Origin of the sequence: Aeoliella sp., assembly GCF_965227375.1 — a bacterium.
Classification (GTDB): Bacteria; Planctomycetota; Planctomycetia; order Pirellulales; family Lacipirellulaceae; genus Aeoliella.
Genome location: NZ_CBDDFX010000001.1, coordinates 761,322 through 780,494, shown reverse-complemented (window position 1 = coordinate 780,494; position 19,173 = coordinate 761,322). Strand labels below are relative to the sequence as shown.

12 protein-coding genes are annotated in these 19,173 nt (G+C 62.2%); 3 read left to right on the top strand and 9 right to left on the bottom strand.

What is annotated here, in order from left to right:
• Window positions 1-85: 85 nt before the first annotated feature.
• From ACQK2L_RS03120 to ACQK2L_RS03080, 9 genes are all read right to left on the bottom strand, one after another.
• Window positions 86-7,543, bottom strand: coding sequence for an SDR family NAD(P)-dependent oxidoreductase (locus tag ACQK2L_RS03120; protein ID WP_425395471.1), 7,458 nt, complete (start codon window positions 7,541-7,543; stop codon window positions 86-88).
• 237 nt (window positions 7,544-7,780) lie between these two features.
• Entirely contained in the window at window positions 7,781-8,473 is a 693-nt protein-coding gene (locus ACQK2L_RS03115) for a PEP-CTERM sorting domain-containing protein (RefSeq protein WP_425395470.1), read from the bottom strand.
• Window positions 8,474-8,958: 485 nt separating this feature from the next.
• Window positions 8,959-9,732 carry an FkbM family methyltransferase gene (locus ACQK2L_RS03110; protein WP_425395469.1) on the bottom strand — a complete coding sequence of 258 codons (774 nt, stop codon included), beginning with the start codon at window positions 9,730-9,732 and terminating at the stop codon, window positions 8,959-8,961.
• Window positions 9,733-9,745: 13 nt separating this feature from the next.
• Window positions 9,746-10,582, bottom strand: coding sequence for a glycosyltransferase family 2 protein (locus ACQK2L_RS03105; protein ID WP_425395468.1), 837 nt, complete (start codon window positions 10,580-10,582; stop codon window positions 9,746-9,748).
• Window positions 10,583-10,758: 176 nt separating this feature from the next.
• On the bottom strand, window positions 10,759-11,115 hold the full coding sequence (locus tag ACQK2L_RS03100) for a cupin domain-containing protein (protein ID WP_425395467.1): 357 nt from the start codon (window positions 11,113-11,115) through the stop codon (window positions 10,759-10,761).
• A gap of 163 nt (window positions 11,116-11,278) precedes the next feature.
• Window positions 11,279-12,421, bottom strand: a complete 1,143-nt coding sequence (locus ACQK2L_RS03095) for a Gfo/Idh/MocA family protein (protein WP_425395466.1) — start codon at window positions 12,419-12,421, stop codon at window positions 11,279-11,281.
• Between the two features lie 54 nt (window positions 12,422-12,475).
• The gene (locus tag ACQK2L_RS03090) at window positions 12,476-12,802 is read right to left on the bottom strand and encodes a prepilin peptidase (RefSeq protein ID WP_425395465.1); all 327 of its coding nucleotides are present in this window, start codon (window positions 12,800-12,802) and stop codon (window positions 12,476-12,478) included.
• 227 nt (window positions 12,803-13,029) lie between these two features.
• Window positions 13,030-14,892 (bottom strand): UbiD family decarboxylase, encoded by a 1,863-nt coding sequence (locus ACQK2L_RS03085; protein ID WP_425395464.1) that lies wholly within the window; start codon window positions 14,890-14,892, stop codon window positions 13,030-13,032.
• Between the two features lie 84 nt (window positions 14,893-14,976).
• Entirely contained in the window at window positions 14,977-15,591 is a 615-nt protein-coding gene (locus tag ACQK2L_RS03080) for a class I SAM-dependent methyltransferase (RefSeq protein ID WP_425395463.1), read from the bottom strand.
• A 152-nt stretch (window positions 15,592-15,743) separates the two neighbouring features.
• On the opposite strand from ACQK2L_RS03080, the gene ACQK2L_RS03075 reads away from it, so the two are divergent.
• The 3 genes from ACQK2L_RS03075 (at window position 15,744) to ACQK2L_RS03065 (ending at window position 19,107) form a co-directional block, all read left to right on the top strand.
• Window positions 15,744-16,904 (top strand): Gfo/Idh/MocA family protein, encoded by a 1,161-nt coding sequence (locus ACQK2L_RS03075; RefSeq protein WP_425395462.1) that lies wholly within the window; start codon window positions 15,744-15,746, stop codon window positions 16,902-16,904.
• 106 nt (window positions 16,905-17,010) lie between these two features.
• Window positions 17,011-17,433, top strand: a complete 423-nt coding sequence (locus tag ACQK2L_RS03070; protein ID WP_425395461.1) for a hypothetical protein — start codon at window positions 17,011-17,013, stop codon at window positions 17,431-17,433.
• 285 nt (window positions 17,434-17,718) lie between these two features.
• Entirely contained in the window at window positions 17,719-19,107 is a 1,389-nt protein-coding gene (locus tag ACQK2L_RS03065; RefSeq protein WP_425395460.1) for an MBL fold metallo-hydrolase RNA specificity domain-containing protein, read from the top strand.
• The last annotated feature ends 66 nt before the right edge of the window (window positions 19,108-19,173 follow it).

The following is a 19,173-nucleotide window of genomic DNA, read 5'->3' as shown; positions in this document are numbered from 1 at the left end:
CCAGCTCGCTTTGCCCATGAGCGAGCTACCCCGCCTGGCCGCCGGTTGCCTCTGCAGCCGGCGGCCTTCTTTGGTTGGGTATCGCTCAAGACAGCATCAGCTTGTCGAGAATCGACGCGAGCTGCTCGGCGCCTTCGCCGGTCATCATGGTGAAGTGGTCGCCGGGGATGTTGGTGCGGTCGATGCGCTGCCCCACCAAGCTGTTCCAGCCGTTGTCCTCAGGCAGTTGCTGGTCGCTGATGTCTTCCAGTCCACCGCCAACCGCAGGTTGGAACAGGTGCATCTCGACGTCGATCGGCTCCGGCTTGTAACCTTGGCTGGCGCGGATTAGCCCACTGCCGACTTCGATCAATCGGTGGACGTACTCGTCGCTTACACTGGGAGGGAACATGCCTTGCTCGCGTGCTTGCTCGAGCGCCGCGGCGAATCGTTTCTCTTTAGGCAGTTCGGCCAGCTTGTCGACCGACACTTTGATGTTCGTGCCAGCAAACCGATTGGTGAATCGTACCAGGTCGCACAGGAAAACGACGTCGTCGTCGACATCGATGCCGCGATAGATGGTGGGAATCGGCGTGTCGAACAAAGCCAGCAGCTTCACCTCGTTGCCGCCACGCAACAGCTCTTCGGCCATCGCGAACGCACTCACACCGCCGGCCGACCAGCCCGCCAGGTAGTACGGGCCTGTGGGTTGCATCTCACGCAGCGCCGCTGCGTAGTCAGCGGCCATTTGATGCATGTCGTTGTGCGGCGGGTTGGTGTCGTCCATGCCTCGCGGGCGGAACGCCACGACAGGTCGCTCGCTCGACAGATGCTGCACCAGTTGTTGGTAGCAGCCCACGTCGCCACCCAGCGCGGGCAGCAGCACCAACGGTTCATCGAGCGTGCCTTCGCGCAGCTTGACCAGCGGGCTCCAACCTTCGGCTACCGCGGCCTCGGCTGCAGGTGCTTCTTCGCCGGTGATCAGTCCCACGGTGTCGGTCGCCAGCGAAGCTATGCTCGGGCCTTCCAACAACTTGGCCATTGGCAGCGTGAACGCTAAGCGAGCTTCCAGATTGTTTTTGAGCTCCAGCGCCATCAACGAGTCGAGGCCAAATGCGGTAAGCGGTTGATCGACGTCCAGTTGATCGGGATCGAAGCTCATAATCCTGGCTAGCTCGGCCTGAATATAGTCGCGCACCAGCGGCACGCGCGCCTTCGGTTCCGCCGTGAGCAGCTGATCGCGGAACTCATGATCGACTGCCGAGCCGCCACCTTCGCCGTCGCCATGTTCTTCGGCGCGGTCGTCCAACACGCTCAGCCGGCGTGTGCCCAGCAGTCGCAGCAGCGAGTCCCAGTAAACGTCCATCACGGTGGTTTGCGTCGTGCCGGCGTCGACCAGTTGCCCCATCAACTTCAGCCCGGCGTCGGCGGGCAAGAGATCCATGCCGCGCGATTGGATGCCCGACTCGCGATCGGTATCGGCAAACGTGTCAGCCGCCATACCGCTGCCGGCCCACGGTCCCCAGTTGATGCTGGTGGCCGGCAAGCCCTGGCCGCGACGGTAGTGCGCCAGCGCGTCGAGCGTGGCGTTACCCGCCGCGTAATTGGCCTGGCCGGGAGAGCCGATCACCGCGGCTACCGATGAGAACAACACGAACAGGTCGAGCGGCATCTCGGCCGTGACCGAGTGTAAGTTCCACGCGCCGACTGTTTTGGGCAGCATCGCGCGGTTGAGTTGCTCCAGCGACATGTCGGCCAACACCCCGTCGGCCAACACGCCGGCCGCGTGAATCACACCACGAAGCGGCGGCATCTTCGCGGGTAGCGAATTGAGGCCTTTCTCTAGCGCCGCGTAGTCGCCGACGTCGGCTTGCAGGGCGAACACTTGGGCGCCATTGGCCTCGAGCGCGGCGATGGCTGCTTGCTGAGTTTCGTTCGGAGCCCGGCGCGACATCAGTACCAGACCGCCTGCCCCCTGCCCCGCGAGCCAATCGGCCACCTGCAAACCGAGTCCCCCCAGCCCGCCGGTGATCAGGTACGAACCGTCGCCGCGCACAGTTTGCTTCTCTGGGGTTGCCGGCTCGTCGGTTGCCGACAGCGAATCGGCGATGGCCACCACCACCTTGCCGATGTTCTTCCGCTGCGACATGTAGCGGAAGGCGTCGATCGTTGCATCCAGTTCGAACCGCGTAAACAGCTCGGGCTGGTATTTCCCGGCTTCGAAGTACGGCATCATCTCGTGATACAGCCCGCGAATGTAGGCTGGCCGCTCGCGCAGCATCCGGTCAAGGTCGATCGCGTGATACGACAGGTTGTCCTGGAACGGCAACAAGCCAATCTTGCGGTTTTGGTAGATGTCGATCTTGCCGATCTCGAGGAACCGACCGTACGCCCGCAGAATCGACAGGCTCTTGGTGATCGCTTCGCCCGGCAGCGAGTTGAGCACCACATCGACGCCTTCGCGATCGGTGTCGTTGAGGATCTCCTCGGCGAAGTCCAACGTTCGCGAATTGTAAATGTGCTTGACGCCCAGCGATCGGATGAACTCGCGCTTCTCGTCGCTGCCGGCCGTGGCGAACACCTCGGCGCCGATCTCCTGGCAGATCTGAATGGCCGCCAATCCAACGCCACCCGCGCCGGCGTGGATCAATACCCGCTCGCCCGGTTGGATGTCCGCCAGGCGGATCAATCCGTAGAAGGCGGTGAGGAACACGATCGGCACGGTCGATGCTTCGTCGTGGCTGATGTTTTTTGGCTTGTGGACCAACGTGTAGTCGCGCGTCGTGGCGTGCGATGCAAACGCGTACGGCGCGACGCCCATCACCTCGTCGCCCACCTTGAAGCGATCGACCCCTTCGCCCACCGCGGTGACCACGCCGGAAGCCTCGATGCCAAGCGGTACGATCTCGTCCTTGATGCCCGGATACAGTCCCAGGGCTTTGAGCACATCGCTAAAGTTGAGGCCCGTGGCGTGCACCTCGAATTCCACCTCGCCCGGCCCTGGCGTCTTGCGATCGATGGCAACGTACTTCAGGGCGTCGAACGAACCAGGGTTCGAGATTCGCAACTGGAACGCCGAACCGCTGGGCACTGCGCCCGCAGCCGCTTCTTCCGCGGCGACCGCCTGGCGGCTGGCGTCGTCTTCCACCAATCGGGCGACCATTCGCTTACCGGCGCGGTAAGCGATCTGGCTATCGGTCGAATCGCCGCCAAGTTCGGCGAGCAGATCGGCCGCTTGTGGTTTGTCGGCATCCAGGTCGACCACCGCGGGACTTAGCTCGGTGTGTTCCACCGCTGCCACGCGTGCTAGTCCCACCAGCGGCGCTTCGGCGACCGAAGTCGAATCATCAGCCGCTACGGATTGCGCTCCAGTGGTGGCGAGCCACAGACGCGGCATCTTGGTTTGTCCGCACCGCGCGAGTTGTTTGATCGCGTACAGCGCGCTGCCTACGCCCAGTCGCGTCGACTCGCTCCAAGTGTCGCTAGCGTCGCCAATCGCTGGCGTGGCGATGTCGAGCGACCACAGATGCACCACACCTGCGATCGGATTCTGCTTGCCACCGACTTGGGCAATCAGTTCGGCGTACTGCGATTCGTCCGCCGGGTCGATCGTGGCCCTGTGTATTGCTTCGTCGAACGTGTATTTGCCGCTGGGCCGAACCACGACAACTCGGCGTTCGCCCGCGGCGAGCTCTTCACACAGCTCATCGGCCACGCCCTGCGAATCACCAAACACCAGCCAGGTGCCGGCGGCCGGCTCCGTCGTGGCGTCGAGCGGGGCGTCCTTCCACTTCATGTGGTAAAGCCAGTCGGCCGGTTCGTGGGTATCATCGCCGGCCGCGCCGCGACCGATACGCTGTACCTTGGCGGCCAGCATCTCGACCAGTACGTTGCCTTCGGCGTCCACCAGATAGACGTCGCTGGTCACGCTATCGGGGCTCGGTCGATCGTCCTCCGAGCGGCGGATCGCATAGCAGAACAACGGCTTGTCGAGCGACTCGATCGGCCGCACCACACGGACCTGCCCGATGCCAACCGGCATGTAGGTGTAAGGGCTGTAGTCGCCGTTTTCTTCCAGCGGCACCGTCGAGGCCAACGTCTGCAGACAAGCGTCGCCCAGCACCGGATGCAAACGGTACTTGGCCAGTTCGGCGATCACCGCCTCGTGCGGCTCGATGGACGAAATGGCTTCGCAGTCAGTCCGCGCCACGTCGCCGAGCACCTGAAACTGCGGGCCGTAGGCCAGGCCGCGGGCGGCCAGGATTTCGTAGTACTCCTCGCGCGTTTTGGGATCGAACACGCGCGCTCGCACGCCTTCCAAATCGATCACGGGCAGCGAATCGGTCGCGGGCAGTTGCGAGTCGTGCAGCAGCGTGCACGTAGCGTGGAGGTTCCACTCTGGTGGATCGGCGTCGGCCGGTGCGCTGTAGCTCTCCATCTCCGCGCGACCACCCGACTCGGGCTCGACGGTTACTTGCACCAGCCGCGCGCCTTCGGTCGGCAGGAACATGGCCGCCTGAATCGAAACGTCGCGGATGCCATGGGTGCCTTCGTCGAACGTGAGCTTCGCCGCAGCGAGCCCTTGTTCGATGAATGCTGCTCCGGGCACCACGACCGAGCCTTGCACCTGGTGATCGGTCAGGTAGCTGGGCGTGTTGGCGTCGACCACCGTTTCGTAGACCGAATTGGTCCACACGCTCGGCACGCGACCGCCCAACAGCGGATGGCCTCCACCGGCACGTCGGCGCGCTGCGCCGCCGCTGGCGCTGGTGTCGAGATCGAACCAGAATCGCTCGTGATGGAAGGGGTAGTTCGGCAGCAGCAGTCGCTTGGTAGCGAGCCGCTTGTCGCGCGCACGCCAGTCGATTCGGGCGCCGGCCGTGTAGAGTTCGCTCACCGCGGCGGCCATCGTCTGGTCGGCCGTTTGCCCCTTGCGCAGCGAGGCCACCGAAGCGGCTTCCATGTTTGGCAGGCAGCGTTTGGCCATGCCCAACAAGCTGGCCGCGGGACCCACTTCGAGCAGGATGCTGGCCTTCGACTCGCCAACACGCTGCACTCCGTCGACGAACCGCACCGCATTGCGAACATGGTCGCGCCAGTATCGGGCGGTCGGCGCTTCGGTCAGGACCTCGCCGGTGAGATTCGAGACCAGTGCGATCTTTGGCCGTTGGAAGTCGATGCCGGCGGCGAACTCTTCGAACGCGTCGAGCATCTCGTCCATCAGCGGTGAGTGGAACGCGTGTGACACCACCAGCCGCTGCAGGCCGACGCCGGACGACTCGAACTGGTCGACCAGCTCGTCCACGGTCTCCGCGTCGCCAGAGATCACGGTATTCTCGGGGCCGTTCACCGCCGCGACGGTGACCTTGTCCTCTTTGCCGGCGAGCCGCTTGGCCACATCGGCTTCCGGTGCGAACACCACAGCCATCTTGCCCGGCTTCGAGATTTGCTGCATCAGTCGCGCGCGTTCGCTGATTAGGCCGAGACCCTCGTTCAGAGTCATGCAACCAGCCACGGTGGCCGCGACGTACTCGCCCACGCTGTGGCCCAGTAAGATGCTTGGCTCGACGCCCCACGATTGCCACAGCCGCGCCACGGCGTACTCGATGGCGAACAAGGCGGGCTGCGTGAAGATGGTCTGGTTCACCAGCTCCGCGTCGGCCTCGTTGTCGGGGAACAACACCGTGAGCAGCGATTCGCTCAGGCCGGTGCGAAGTATCTCGTCGCACTGATCGATGGCCTCGCGAAACACCGGCTCGGTCTGGTACAGTTCGAGCCCCATCTGCGGGTACTGCGATCCTTGGCCGGTAAACAGCATGGCGACCTTCGGTCGAGCGATGCCTTTCACCTGGCCACGCTTCACGGTGGGACTCGCCTTGCCGGCGGCCAGCGTGGCGAGCGCTTTGTCGAGCGACTCGCGAGAGTCACAAGCGACGGCCGCGCGGAAGTTGAAGTCGGACCGCCCCGTGTTGGCCGAGTAACACAGCTCACCCAGTTTCGCGTCGGGATGGTCGCTCATGTACTCGGCGAGATTCGCCGCTTGCTGCTCGAGATTCGCCGCGTTACGCCCCGATAGTTTCAGCACATGGCGCGTGCGCGTCGATGGTTCGAGTGGCGACGTTGCGGTACCGTTGTCGATGCGCTCGACGGGCTTCGCGGCGTCGGCTTCGTTGGTTGTCTCAAAGGCCGAAGGCGCCTCGATCACGATGTGCGTGTTGGTGCCGCCGAAACCGAACGAACTGATGCCCGCCAAGCGTCGCCCCATGGTCTCGGGCCAGGGGGTGTGCTCGGTGGGGACGACGATTCGCGAGCCATCCAACGAGATGTGCGGATTGATCGACTCGAGGTAGAGTTGCGGCGCGATACGCTCGTGCTGCATCAACAGTACCGTCTTGATCAAGCCTGCAGCGCCCGAGACGGTCTCGGTGTGGCCGATGTTCGCTTTGACGCTGGTGACGTGTACCGGCCGATCCGAGTTGCCTTGGTTCTTGAATATCTCGCTGAGCGCCTGCATTTCGATCGGATCGCCGAGCGGGGTGCCGGTGCCGTGGGCCTCGATGTAGGAGATGTCCTCCGGCGTGATGCCCGCCTGGGCGTGCGCCGCGCGGATGCACTCCTGCTGCGATTGGCCATTCGGAGCACTGATGCCTGAGGTGCGGCCATCCTGATTCACCGAGGTGGCGCGAATCACGGCCAGCACCTGATCGCCATCACGCTGTGCGTCGGCCAGTCGTTTGAGCAGCACCAGCCCGCAACCCTCGCCGCGGACGTAGCCATTGGCCCCCGCGTCGAACGGTCGGCATTTGCCTTCGGGCGAGAGCATCCGCGCTTTTGAAAACGCGATGGTTGTCTCGGGCGTGATGATGGCGTTCACCCCGCCGGCCAACGCCGCATTGCACTCCTTGCGGCGGAGACTTTCGACTGCCAGGTGAATTGCCAGCGACGCGCTGGAGCACGCGGTGTCGACCGCTGCACTCGGTCCGTGGAAATCGAAGATGTAGGAGATGCGATTGGCGGCAATCGACAACGCGTTGCCGGTGCCAACGTGGGCGTCGATGTGGTGGTAATAGTCGGCGAATTGAGAGGGAACTTTAGAGTAGTCGGCACCACCGATGCCGACGTACACGCCGGTCTTGCTGCCGGCTAGCGAGTCGGCAGCGATGCCGCCGTTTTCCATAGCTTCCCAGGCCACTTCGAGCAGCATCCGCTGCTGGGGATCCATTCGCGCCGCTTCACGGGGAGCGATGCCGAAGAACTGTGGGTCGAATTGGTCGATCCCATCGACGAAGCCGCCCCACTTGGTGAACATCTTGCCCGACTGGGTACCGGTGGGGTCGTAGAGTTCTTCGAGGTCCCACCGGTCGGGGGGCACTTCGCTAACCGCTTCGGTGCCCTGGTCGATCACAAGCCAGTAATCGGCCAAGCTCTGCGCGCCAGCGAAGCGGCAGGACATACCGACGATGGCGATCGGCTCGGCGGTGGGTTTCTTGCCAGCGAGCCGTTGCTCGAGGAGTTTTCGCTGGGCTGGCGAGAGGCTCGCCATGCGTTGCGCTAGGTCGGACATCAACGGAGTAAGTTGGAGGGCGGGCGGCCGACGGCCAAGGAAGCCGGGGCGTTAGCGACGTTCCCTCGTCCGCAGATCGGTCGGCGAAACTCCCTAGAATACGTCAAATGCCGGGTGTTATTCAACCCGCGGCACTTTTGGGAGGCCCAAAAAAGGCAGGCCGAGCCTGGGGAGAGGCTCGGCCTGAGGGTGAGTTTTTTAGCGTAAATGCTGGACCGAAGTCCAGGAAATTGGCAACTAGCGAACGGCAAACCGCCGCACACCGGCAATTCCGACCAGAACCATGCCAGCCAGCACCAGGGAGGTGGGCTCGGGGACGTTCACGGTGATAGTCACACCATCGAAGTCCTGCTTGTTGATCAACGCACTGCCACCATCGTTGGCAGCCGCAGTCAAAGTGTTTTCGAGCAACACGTTAAGCTTGGTTGCACCAATGCTGAAGTCGATGCCTTGGTCGATCAGGTGCTGCCTGACATCAACCATCACGTCGCCACGCCAAATTGTATTGTAGGCCGTGGTCCCATCGACGCCGAGCTCATAGTCGCCATCGGAGGGAGTAAAGACCATGTCCTTATCAATATTGAATTGCGTCCCACCTACGGGTTGTCCGTCCACCTCGACAATATCAATGATAAAGTGGGCGGTGACACTACTGTAGGCCGAAGCACCACCCAGGCCAACCAGTTGCGTAAACCCACGTTCGGCGAATGACAGGTCGTCGATTGAGTTGTTTGGCTTGGCTACAACACTGAAGCTCAATACGCTATCCACAATCTCCGACGTGGATGCATCTGCCGACTGAATATCAGCCACAAAGTCTACCGGGGTGAAATCGATTGCGTCGTTACCAACACCGGTTGGAGCTCCAAATCGCTGGACGGTATCGGAGTTCGATTCCGAAACTCCTAGGAACCAGACTGAATCGGACATCCAGCCCGTTTCGCCCCCGGGGCCAACCATGGGGCCAGCATAGTCAATGGTTCCTGCGAAAGATGGCGCGGCAAACAGGAGCGCCAAAGCAGAGAAAGAAGAGGCTGCCACTCGAAATGATTTGAAAGCACCGCTAACAAGGGTGCTACATGCTGTGATCCGATTCATTAGTCACTCCCCGGTGTAAATCTCTATCGCGTACGGTTGTTGTAATGCAAGTATTGAGGCGCCTGCCAAAGAGACAATCCCCCGAAAAACCACCCTTATTGTGACAACCGCTTGGGCAGCAGAAACCGGCGTCACTTGGGTCGCACTTTCGCTTACGTGTCCTACTTTACCAGACTATCTGTTTTACACAATAGTTTTGCCGATTTTTCTTGCACGGAATCCTGTAGGAGCGGCCCCGTGGAAAACTCTCAGAAATACCCGAAAAAACGGGCTCCGATGACTCGCGAAGGAGTGGTCTTGTCCCAAAACAAGGCACTTCATGCGGCTTGCCGAGAGGTCGAATTTGCTTGAACAGCCACCAGATCACGATTTTGCACCAGGAACTGGTAGCCCTGCTCCGCCAGCTGGGCGATGCAGCGGTCGAGTTCGCGTGGCTCTGTGTGCAGGTATTCCAGGCGGACGATGCTTGGTTTCCAGCGGTCGAGGTCTAGCGTGGCGAGCACCGCCAGATCGTGCCCCTCGGCGTCGATCTGCAGCACGTCGAGCTGCGACAAGCCCGTTTCGCGTAGCAACAGGTCGAGCGGCAGGCAGGGCACGCGATGGCACTCGATGTCCGCGGCGGCCACGCCGTGACGTAGCAGGTTCTCGCGGTCGAACGAGGCCAGCCGCGAAGCTCCCCAGCGCGGGCGGAACATCTCGCGTTCGCCGCGCTCGGCGGCAATCGCCGCGTTCACCAGGTGCAGACGATGTTCGTCGGCGAACCGAGATTCGAGTTCCGCAAAGGGCTCGGGCTGAGGTTCGACCAGCACTCCGTGCACTTGGCCCATCGGCAGCAGGCGGGTCAGGTCGTCTTCGCTGGTTCCGTCGAAGGCTCCCACCTGTACAAAGCTCAGCGTGCCTTGCGACAGCAGGATGTCGGCCGCCAGGGCGCGGACCACGTTGGGCTGTTGCCAGTCGCGGCGGCGGACTAGTTCCATCGGCACATTCGAGCGGGCGAGTCCCAGCCGCCGCAGCACGATGTCGCGCCACCGCCGACGCTCGTCCACGGTGCCCAGCAGGTGATGATGCCATTTGGTGCGTCGCGCGCTCATAGGCGAGATTCCGCTAAGCTGCTTGCCGCGATTGCACGGGCTCGGGCAGGTTGTCGTCGGCTGATTCGATGTGCTGGGCCTGTTTGGTGCGGCTGTGCGAAAGCTCCCACAGCTTGGCGTACTTCATCAGGTTGTAGTAGGCCACGACGCCACACCACAGAAGCCCGGGCGTGCGGTCCAAGAAGCCCAGACGCAGAAAGTAGAATTGCAGGAACTTCAGCGGAGGTCGCAACGCGAGGCTCCAGAATCCGGCCCGCTTTCCGGAGTCGAGCGCGTCGAGCGCTGCCCAGGTGGAATAGCGGTTCTGTGTCTGCAGGAAGCGGTTCAAGCACTGGCACGTGTGGTGTTCGAGTTTGCCGTCGAGCGTACCGACCTTCTCGGCTGCCACTTCAATGTCGGCATGCACGCGGCGCGGCTGGTAACGCAAATGGCTGCGGAACAGTCGCGTGCAAGTGGCGCTCTGCGCGCCCGAGTAGCGAAGGCGATGCCCCAGCATGTAAGTGTCACGCCGCACGGCGAAGGCCTCGCAGTCGTTCGGCTCGGCAATCACTTTGCGGGCGCTCATCGCCACGTCGGAAGTCACCCGCTCGTCGGCATCGAGCACCAGCACCCACTCGTGCGTGGCTTGAGGGATGGCCCAGTTCTTGAAGTCGGCGCTGTTCACGTACTCGCGCTCGATCACCCGCACGCCAGGCAGGTCTTTCACCAGCTCGAGCGTTCCGTCGGTGGACCCACTATCGGCCACCAGGATCTCGTCGGCGATGTCGCGCACCGAGTCGATGCAGTCGAGGATGTTGTGACGTTCGTCTTTGCACGGAATGAGAACGGTAAGCATTTCTTGCGAGCTCATGGCTGAATTGTCGCGATGCCAATAGCCGACGAGCTACGCCTCGTCGGTCCGACGGGGACGTTAGCAGAACCGCAGCACGCAGCCCACAGCAATGAGTGCTAGCAATAGAGTTCCCTCTCCCCGTCGCGGGTGAGGGACTGGGAGAGGGAACGCCAGTTCCACCTATTTGACCCGGCCTAATCCAGAAACTCATCCCCGGGATCGAACGCTGGAGTCGCGCAATTCAAAACGCGCAAGACCCCGCCCTCGGCCGGGATCGCCCGGTGCCGGCAGCCCGGCTTGATGAGCACCGAGTCGCCTGTGGAGATATCGAAGCGTTCGCCGTCGAGTTCCATCTGGCCTGAGCCTTCGAGGACGTAGTACACCTCGGTGGTCTGCTTGTGGTAGTGCGTCTGGGAGTCGGCCGAGATGTCGACCAAATGCATCGACGCCAACTGGTCAGAATCGTCGACAAACCCCCGCCGCGACTGGCCACAGGGGCACTCCACGGGTGCGAGATTGGTAAGACGGGTGATTTGGTAGCGGACGGGCATCGTGAATTCCGTCTATTCTTCGGGGTCGGCAATTCGAGCGGCACGCCCCGGCAACATTGCCACCCACCCACAGCCTACAAGAATGGCGAAGGGCAAGCCAATGGATCGTGAGCCGTGCCATTCACCTATTCAGCCGCGGCTAGCGCCGTCGGCTCACGGTCGTTCAATACTCTACGTCCACCCACTTCCGTTCTTGATTGCTCTTGACCATTGCTTCGCAGATGGCGATTTCGTTGTGGCCGTCGATGAACGTGGCGAAGTCGCCGCCGGGGCGGGTGCCATTGAGGTGGCCGTAGACGTTGCGGAACAGGTTCTTCGGGCCGTCGGGCCAGGCTTCGTTGTGGCCGCCGGGGAAGTGGGCGTACTCTTTGGCCTCGTCGTGCATCAGGCTGGCGTCTTTCAGCATCACCTCGTTGGGCGTGTCGCGGTGGCCGATCCATAGTTCGTTCGGCCGCTGCTGGTCCCAACTGAGCGCCGCGTCGGCGCCGTCGATCTCGAAACTCAAGCGGTTCTTCTGCCCGGCCGCGCACTGACTGACAGTCATTACGCCATGGGCTCCGCTGTCGAACTCCAGTAGCACGCTGGCGTAGTCCTCGGTGCCGATCGGCATCACTTCGTACTCGCCCGGCTGCAGTTCGCGGCCCGAGTAGGTTTCCATTTCGACCGTCGGCTTCTTGCGCTCCTGGTGAATGGTCACCAGGTCGGCCATCACGCTCTTGATCTTCATGCCGGAGACGAACTGCACGATGTCGCACCAGTGGCTGCCGATGTCGGCGATCGCCCGCGAGTCGCCTGACAGCTCGGGCACGAGCCGCCAATTCCAGTCGGTCTCTTTCAAAAGCCAATCTTGCAGGTAGCTGCCATGGATGGTGTGCACCGGGCCGATGTCGCCCTTGGCGACCATCTGTTTGGCCTGCTGCACCAACGGCATGAAGCGGTAGTTGAAGTTAATCGCGTTCACCACGCCCGCCTCGTCGGCCAATCGCACCAACTCACGCGACTCGGTGCTGTTCATCGCCAGCGGCTTCTCGCTCACCACGTGCTTCGAGGCTTCGATGATCGCCTTATTCACCTCGAAGTGCAGATGGTTCGGCGTGCAGTTGTGCACCACCTGAATTTGCGGATCGGCCAGCAGCTCGTTGTAGTCGCCATAGGCCTTGGGGATGGAGAGCTCGGCCGCCTTGGCTTCGGCGAGTTCCTGATTGCGCTCCGAGACGGCAATCACGTCGACAAAGCCAAGCCGACGAATCGCCTCGACGTGCGCGGGACCAATAAAACCAGTACCAATAATGGCTGCTTTAATCATGGGAGGAAGTTGGGATCAGGTTTGAAAGTAAAGTGGTAAGCGCGAGCGCCCAGTCTAACGCATCCCCAGCGCGAGCGCCACCAGGACGAACGCGGTGGCAGTGGCGGCTTCGACCAGGGGGTATTTGGGCGAGATGGGCTCCTTGCAGTCGTAGCATTTTCCGCGGAGCATCAGCCAACCCACTACGGGTAGGTTGTGGTACGGGCGGATGGCGTGCTGGCACTTGGGGCAGTGCGAGCCGGGCCATACGATGCTCTCGCCGCGCGGCAGGCGGTACATCACCACGTTCAGAAAGCTACCTACGCAGCCGCCCAGGAACGCGATGAACACCATCACCACCCACCACTGGGCGTCGGTCAGATTGAGGGAGTTAGCAAGCATAGACAAATATCAAATGTAATAGCCGAACCGCCGCGCGGTCCGCGATACTCTCTGCAAAGTCCGAGGGATGGTTCGAGAATAACTTCCGCATATTTTGTTAACCCCCTCTCCTAGCCTCTCCCCGCAAGGGGGAGAGGGAAGTTAAGGAGGAAGTTATTCTCGAACCATCCCGTGAGCGAAGTGTTGCGTTCTTTGACTCCGGCTGCGGACTGAACTAGCAGACCAAGCTACCAGAGACCATGCAATGGTCCACCACTCACGGCAAGTTCCTCAATTCGCTTGGTGACTTCGGGGTCCTCTTCCAGCACCGGTGCGTGGTGCGGTTTCACCCGCGCGTCGAGCACTAAAGCTCCGCGGCAGCCCCAGTGCTTGTTGTGCGTGAACGCCGCAACTCCGTCGATGTCGGCCGCGGGGTTGGTCCTGGTGAACACGGCCCACAGGAAGTTGCCCAGCGACTCGGCCACGAAGTCTGCATCGTCGACCACCAACACCATGCGGAAGCGATTGATCACGTCGCTCTCGGAGTAGCTCTCGCAGAACCTACGCACTTCGGCTTGGGTATCGAATGGCGAAGTCGCGGGTTCGAATGTCGGAGCGGGGAGTTTGGGTCCCGTCACCGCAAGCACGCCTGGCAGCACGATGCGCGGATTGCTGAATCCATCCGGCAAGCGCAGGTCGCCGGGCACTTCGGTCACGAGGTCGAACCGTGGCGGGCCGACAGCGGCGACGACCAGCTTCGAGCCGGCGTTCAGGTCGCTGCCGGAGTAGTCGAGGGTGTCGATGGTCGTCTCGGTGTGGAAATGCAAGTCGCGCTTCCAATCGGCGCGGGCGAGCATGTGCGTGAAGAACGTCTCTATGTCGTGCAGGTCGAGCGTGGGGTCATCCTGCTCGGCCGCGATCCACAAGAACTTGGCCAGCGAGAGCTGCCCCTGCCCGAGGATCGCGCAGGCTTGGGTGAGCAACTCCTGCGGGCGGTCCGCTTCGCGGAACGGCATGTATCGTTCGCTGCCGATCGCCAACAGCAGCGGATGCACGCCGGATTCGTCGACCGCGTGCACCGCCTTGATGCCGGGCAGCACCGTAGGAATGATCGGGCCGGTCAGCTCGTGAATCAGCCGGCCGAACATCGTGTCTTCCTGCGGCGGGCGGCCCACGACCGTGAACGGCCAGATGGCGTCCTTGCGATGAAACACGTGCTCGACCTTCAGCACCGGAAACGGATGCTCTAGCGAGTAGTACCCCAAGTGATCGCCGAACGGACCTTCGGGCTTGAGCCCGCCGGGGACCACGGTGCCGCAGATTGCAAAGTCGGTGTCGGCGTGCACAGGCAGTCCGTCGGGCCGGCGAACCATGCGGATCCGCTGACCACACAGTGCGCCGGCGAACGTCAACTCGCTCATCCCCTCGGGCAGCGGCATCACGGCCGAAAGGCTCATCGCTGGCGGCCCACCGACAAAGATGTTCACGCGAAACGGCTCGCCGGCTTCCATCGCCACGCGTTGGTGCACTCCAATCGAGCGATGGATCTGGTAATGCAGCCCGATTTCTTCGTCCGGCTTGTAGTCGCGCCCGGCGAGCTGAATGCGGTACATTCCCAGGTTCGACCTCTTGAGCCCGGGCTGGCGGACGTCTTCGGTGTAAACCTGCGGCAACGTGACGAACGGCCCTCCGTCGCGCGGCCAACTGACCAGTTGCGGCAGCTTGCTAATGGTCGTCTCGTGTGCCATGACCGGCCCATCGCCCACGAGCTTCGGCAGCATGGTCATTGCCGAGAGCGGTGCGCTCGCGTACTTCAGCGGCGAACGGAGCGCGGCGGTCGGGTCGATCTTGAGCTGCACCAGCCGTTCAACGGCCGCGTACGTGTCGCGGAACAGGAACTGGCAGCGCTCCCACGTGCCGAACAGGTTGCTCACCATGGGAAACTTGCAGCCCACCACGTTCGTGAAGAGCAAAGCCGGCCCGCCGGCCGCGAACACCCGACGATGAATGGCCGCCGCTTCGAGGTTCGCGTCGATCGGCGCGTCGATGCGCACCAAGTGCCCGTGGCGCTGAAGATCGTCGGTGCATTGTCGCAGGGAGCGGTAGGGCATGGTGGGTGATGGTCAGTGGCGAGTAGGCAAGCACGTACGAGTATCGTAGCACTGCGGGCCACTGGTCGCCCACCGCCCACTGCATCACATCCTTCGTCGCAGGCGCATTCCGTCGCGACCATGGTAGCTTAGCAGCAGCGAGCCGGTTGCGCAGCAGTGGGCGAATAGTTCTTCGCTCAGGGCTTCTTCGCCGGGCCAGGGGTAGCAGTACACCACGTCAAAGTCGTCGGGCTCGAGGTCCAGCTCGTCGTAGGCGCTCACGGCGTCGGTTCGCACCCAGTTGAAGTCGCCGGTCAGGTCGAACAGGTCCACCTCGTCGAGCGGCACGAAGCTGCCTGCGACGAACTCGGCGTCCACTGCGTGGTCGGAGGCCAGTTCGCGAGACACGTCGACAAGATCGTCTTCGATTTCGATGCCAATCGCGTCGTAGCCGAGCATCGCCGCCAGACAGGTCACCACGCCCACTCCGGAGCCCCACTCCATGAATCGGCGGCCGGGCGCAAGGTTCAGTGATGCAATTGCGGCCAGCGACTGATACGCGAGTACAAAGTCGCTCGGCACGAACGCGGCGACCGGCGTATCCCGGTGCTCGAACTGGAAGTTGTCGATCCGCTCGTCTGCGTCGTCCAAGAGCGCGACGACGCGATCGGGCAACGGGATCGCCGGAGGTTCGAACGGAACGGTCTTCAGACGGGCCATGGTTGCGAGCGGTGTAGCGGTACCGGTATCCTTATTGCTTCAACGATCCAACGTTGACGAAGCACCTCGACGGCTTCGCATTATGACTTTACCACCGCTCGCGGCAATACCGGGCGGCAACTTGTCCCACGACAGCTTGGAGTTCCCCTTTTATGGCAGCGGATATCAATGTCGGACTGATTGGCTACAAATTCATGGGCAAGGCGCACTCCAACGCCTACATGACGGTCGACAAGTTCTTCGACACCACGGCCAAGCCGGTAATGAAAGCCGTCTGTGGCCGCGACGAGAAGGCGGTGGCCGAGTTCGCCAAGCGGTGGGGTTGGGAGAGCTTCGAAATCTTGTGGCAGGAGCTGGTTCAGCGGGACGACATCGACCTGGTCGACATCGGCACGCCTGGCAGCACGCACGCCGCGATGGCCATTGGCGCCGCGCAGGCTGGCAAGCACGTGTTCTGCGAAAAGCCGCTGGCCCCCACGCTGGACGAAGCCCGCCGCATGTTGCACGAAGTCCGCACGGCCGGCGTCAAGCACATGGTGAACTTCAATTATCGCCGGGTGCCTGCGGTGTCGCTGGCGAAAAAGATGATCGACTCGGACGAAATCGGCGAGGTTCGCCACGCCCGATTCACCTACCTGCAGGATTGGTTGGTCGATCCCGAGTTCCCCATGAACTGGCGGCTGCGGAAGGAGTCCGCCGGCAGCGGCGCGCATGGCGACCTCGGTGCGCACTCGATTGACCTGGCGCACTTTCTGGTGGGCGATCTGGCGAGCGTCGTAGGCCAGCAGAAGACGTTCATCACCGAGCGTCCTGGCGAAGGGACCAGCAGCGGAATCACCGCCACCGCCGGCGAAGGCACCGAAGAGGTGACCGTCGACGACGCTAGCATGTGGCTTGCCAAGTTCGCTAATGGTGCGTTTGGATCGTTCGAAGCCACGCGGCTCGCGCCGGGGCGAAAGAACTTCAACCGCTTCGAGATCAACGGCAGCAAAGGCACCTTGGCCTGGTGCTTCGAGGACATGAATTGGTTGGAGTTCTACAAGACGAGCTGCCGCGAGCACGTGCAGGGCTTCCGCAGGATCATGGCCACCGAAGGTTGCCACCCCTACGTCGGTAACTGGTGGCCCCCAGGACACATCCTGGGCTACGAACACGGTTTCGTTCATGCGGTTTATGACTTGCTCGAGGACATCGCGCTGGACCGCCCCTGCAGGCCCGACTTCCGCGACGGCGCGCAAGTGGTCGCGGTGCTCGAAGCGGTCGACCAGTCGATCAAAAGCGGCAGCTGGGCGGACGTGGAGCGAATTGAGTAGGCAGTAAGCTCTCGAACGTAGTCTTGGAGGACACTACCGTTACCAACACTTAGCCCCGCCGTTTACGGCGGGGTGACTTGGATGCAATCCTCCGCTGCGGTCGAGGATGCAGTTCACCATCCGTCGGCGGCTGACCGAGACCGCAACCAGCCGCGGCGTGCTGCACAGCCCTTCAATGGAGGTGAAACCTCTCATGCGACGGATCACCTGCGACCAAGATGAATTCGAGGTCCCGGAGTCAGAGCAGTCTCTGAGCCTAGCGGTCTCTGCTGCCTCGCGACGCTGCCCCGACCTCGAAGCGTTCTTAGCCGCTTGCGAGAAGTCGGATTTACCCCGCCGGGCGCTCCCCGCAAAGTGGCATCGTTGGCAGCAAGTCGCCTTGCATCTCCAGCGGATCGCCTTTCTGGATTTACCAGCCCAAGAGCACCTGCGCGAATCGCGGGTTGCAAGCGACGATTGGAACGACGTCGAACTGGTCTTGGCGTTCGACTCGGTCTTCGTGTGGTACCATTGGTGCACTTCGGCGTGAGCAAATCTACATGTTGTTTCCATTTCCCATTCCTAGATGTCGGCCCGATTGCGGGTTCGTCATCACTCCCTCCGATGGAGTATCACCTTCTCGACCGCCGGATCGCTTACTCCGTTTCCTTAGGGGGCGCTTGGCTCGCCATTACTTTACAAGAACCGGCGCCGGCGCTTACCTTGGGCTACGATGTGGTTCCCCTTCGGCAAACTTGATTAGCCCCCGACACTCGCCCTTTCGGCGCATCGTACCTTCTCTGACCCCTGAATTCTGACCCCCGACTTCTTCTCCATGGTTCAACTCACGTTTCACGGCGCGGCTCGTACGGTTACTGGTTCGAAGTACCTGTTGGAGGCCGATGGCTCTCAGGTACTGGTGGACTGTGGGATGTTTCAGGGGCTCAAGAAGCTGCGGCAGATGAATTGGGAGCCGACGCCGTTCGATGTGAAGTCGCTTGACGCGGTGATGCTCACGCACGCGCATCTCGATCACACGGGTTACCTGCCGAAGATCGTTCGCGAGGGATACAACCACCGAGTGTTCTGCACGCCGGCTACGGCGGAGTTGGCAGAGTTGATCATGCTCGACTCGGCGAAGATCCAGGAGAACGACGCCAAGTATGCCAACAAGAAAGGCTTCTCGAAACACAAACCGGCGTTGCCGCTGTACGAAGGGCGCGACGTGCTTTCGGCAGTGAAGCTGCTGCGCGAAGTCGAGCGTGAGAAGTGGCATCAAATCACCGGGCCGATCTACGCCAGGTTCCACGACGCAGGGCACTTGCTCGGTTCGAACATGATTGAGGTGGAGGTTCGCGATCGCGATCCGGCGCTGCGGATCTTGTTCTCGGGCGACGTCGGTCGCTACGACGGTCCGCTGTATCACGACCCCGCGCCGCCGCCGGAATGCGACATCCTGGTGTGCGAGAGCACCTACGGCAACCGCGATCATCCCGATAAGGACCTCTCCGACGGCTTGGCCGACGTGTTCAATCGCGCGGTGAAACGAGGCGGCGTGATACTCATGGCCTCGTTCGCTGTAGGTCGAGCGCAGCAGCTCATCTACTTGATGCAGGTGCTGAAGTGCGAAGGCAAGATTCCCGACTTGCCGATCTACCTCGACAGTCCCATGGCCTGCAACGCCACGGACATCTACCGCGAGTTTTCCGTGGACCACGACCTGTCCGAAGGCGAATTGTGCGGCGACCGGCCCGTGCTTGGTGGGCCGGCGGTGCACTTGTGTCGTTCGGTCGACGAGTCGAAGGCGCTGAACCATGTGGAAGGGCCAGCCGTGATCATTTCGTCCAGCGGCATGATGACCGCTGGGCGGATTCTGCATCACCTGAAGCGCCGCCTGCCCGATAAGCGAAGCACCATCGTGTTGGGCGGCTACATGGCCGTGGGCACGCGCGGTCGGGCGCTGGAGGAAGGAGCCCCCACAATCCGCATGCACGGCATGGATGTCCCCGTGAACGCGGCGGTGGAGAAAGTGCCCGGTCTTAGCGGTCACGCCGATCGTAGCGGCCTGTTGCGGTGGCTCTCTGCGATCAAAGAGCCACCCAAACAGGTGTTTTTGACGCACGGCGAGCCCGATGCGGCCGACGCGCTGGCCAAAACGCTAGCAAAAGATCGCGGGTGGAAAGTGACAGTGCCCGATCTGGGCGAATCGCATACGCTAGGTTAGATAGGAAGAACCTGCCGACGAGATGTAGCTGCTCGGCTTTCCGCCCCATCCAACCTCGCACCCCGC

Bases quoted from the DNA above. Each gene is read 5' to 3' on its own strand.
- ACQK2L_RS03110 (WP_425395469.1), bottom strand. From the start codon at position 9,732: ATGAGCGCGCGACGCACCAAATGGCATCATCACCTGCTGGGCACCGTG.
- ACQK2L_RS03105 (WP_425395468.1), bottom strand. From the start codon at position 10,582: ATGAGCTCGCAAGAAATGCTTACCGTTCTCATTCCGTGCAAAGACGAA.
- ACQK2L_RS03080 (WP_425395463.1), bottom strand. From the start codon at position 15,591: ATGGCCCGTCTGAAGACCGTTCCGTTCGAACCTCCGGCGATCCCGTTG.
- ACQK2L_RS03075 (WP_425395462.1), top strand. From the start codon at position 15,744: ATGGCAGCGGATATCAATGTCGGACTGATTGGCTACAAATTCATGGGC.
- ACQK2L_RS03085 (WP_425395464.1), bottom strand. From the start codon at position 14,892: ATGCCCTACCGCTCCCTGCGACAATGCACCGACGATCTTCAGCGCCAC.
- ACQK2L_RS03095 (WP_425395466.1), bottom strand. From the start codon at position 12,421: ATGATTAAAGCAGCCATTATTGGTACTGGTTTTATTGGTCCCGCGCAC.
- ACQK2L_RS03065 (WP_425395460.1), top strand. From the start codon at position 17,719: ATGGTTCAACTCACGTTTCACGGCGCGGCTCGTACGGTTACTGGTTCG.
- ACQK2L_RS03070 (WP_425395461.1), top strand. From the start codon at position 17,011: ATGCAGTTCACCATCCGTCGGCGGCTGACCGAGACCGCAACCAGCCGC.
- ACQK2L_RS03100 (WP_425395467.1), bottom strand. From the start codon at position 11,115: ATGCCCGTCCGCTACCAAATCACCCGTCTTACCAATCTCGCACCCGTG.
- ACQK2L_RS03115 (WP_425395470.1), bottom strand. From the start codon at position 8,473: ATGTCCGATTCAGTCTGGTTCCTAGGAGTTTCGGAATCGAACTCCGAT.
- ACQK2L_RS03120 (WP_425395471.1), bottom strand. From the start codon at position 7,543: ATGTCCGACCTAGCGCAACGCATGGCGAGCCTCTCGCCAGCCCAGCGA.
- ACQK2L_RS03090 (WP_425395465.1), bottom strand. From the start codon at position 12,802: ATGCTTGCTAACTCCCTCAATCTGACCGACGCCCAGTGGTGGGTGGTG.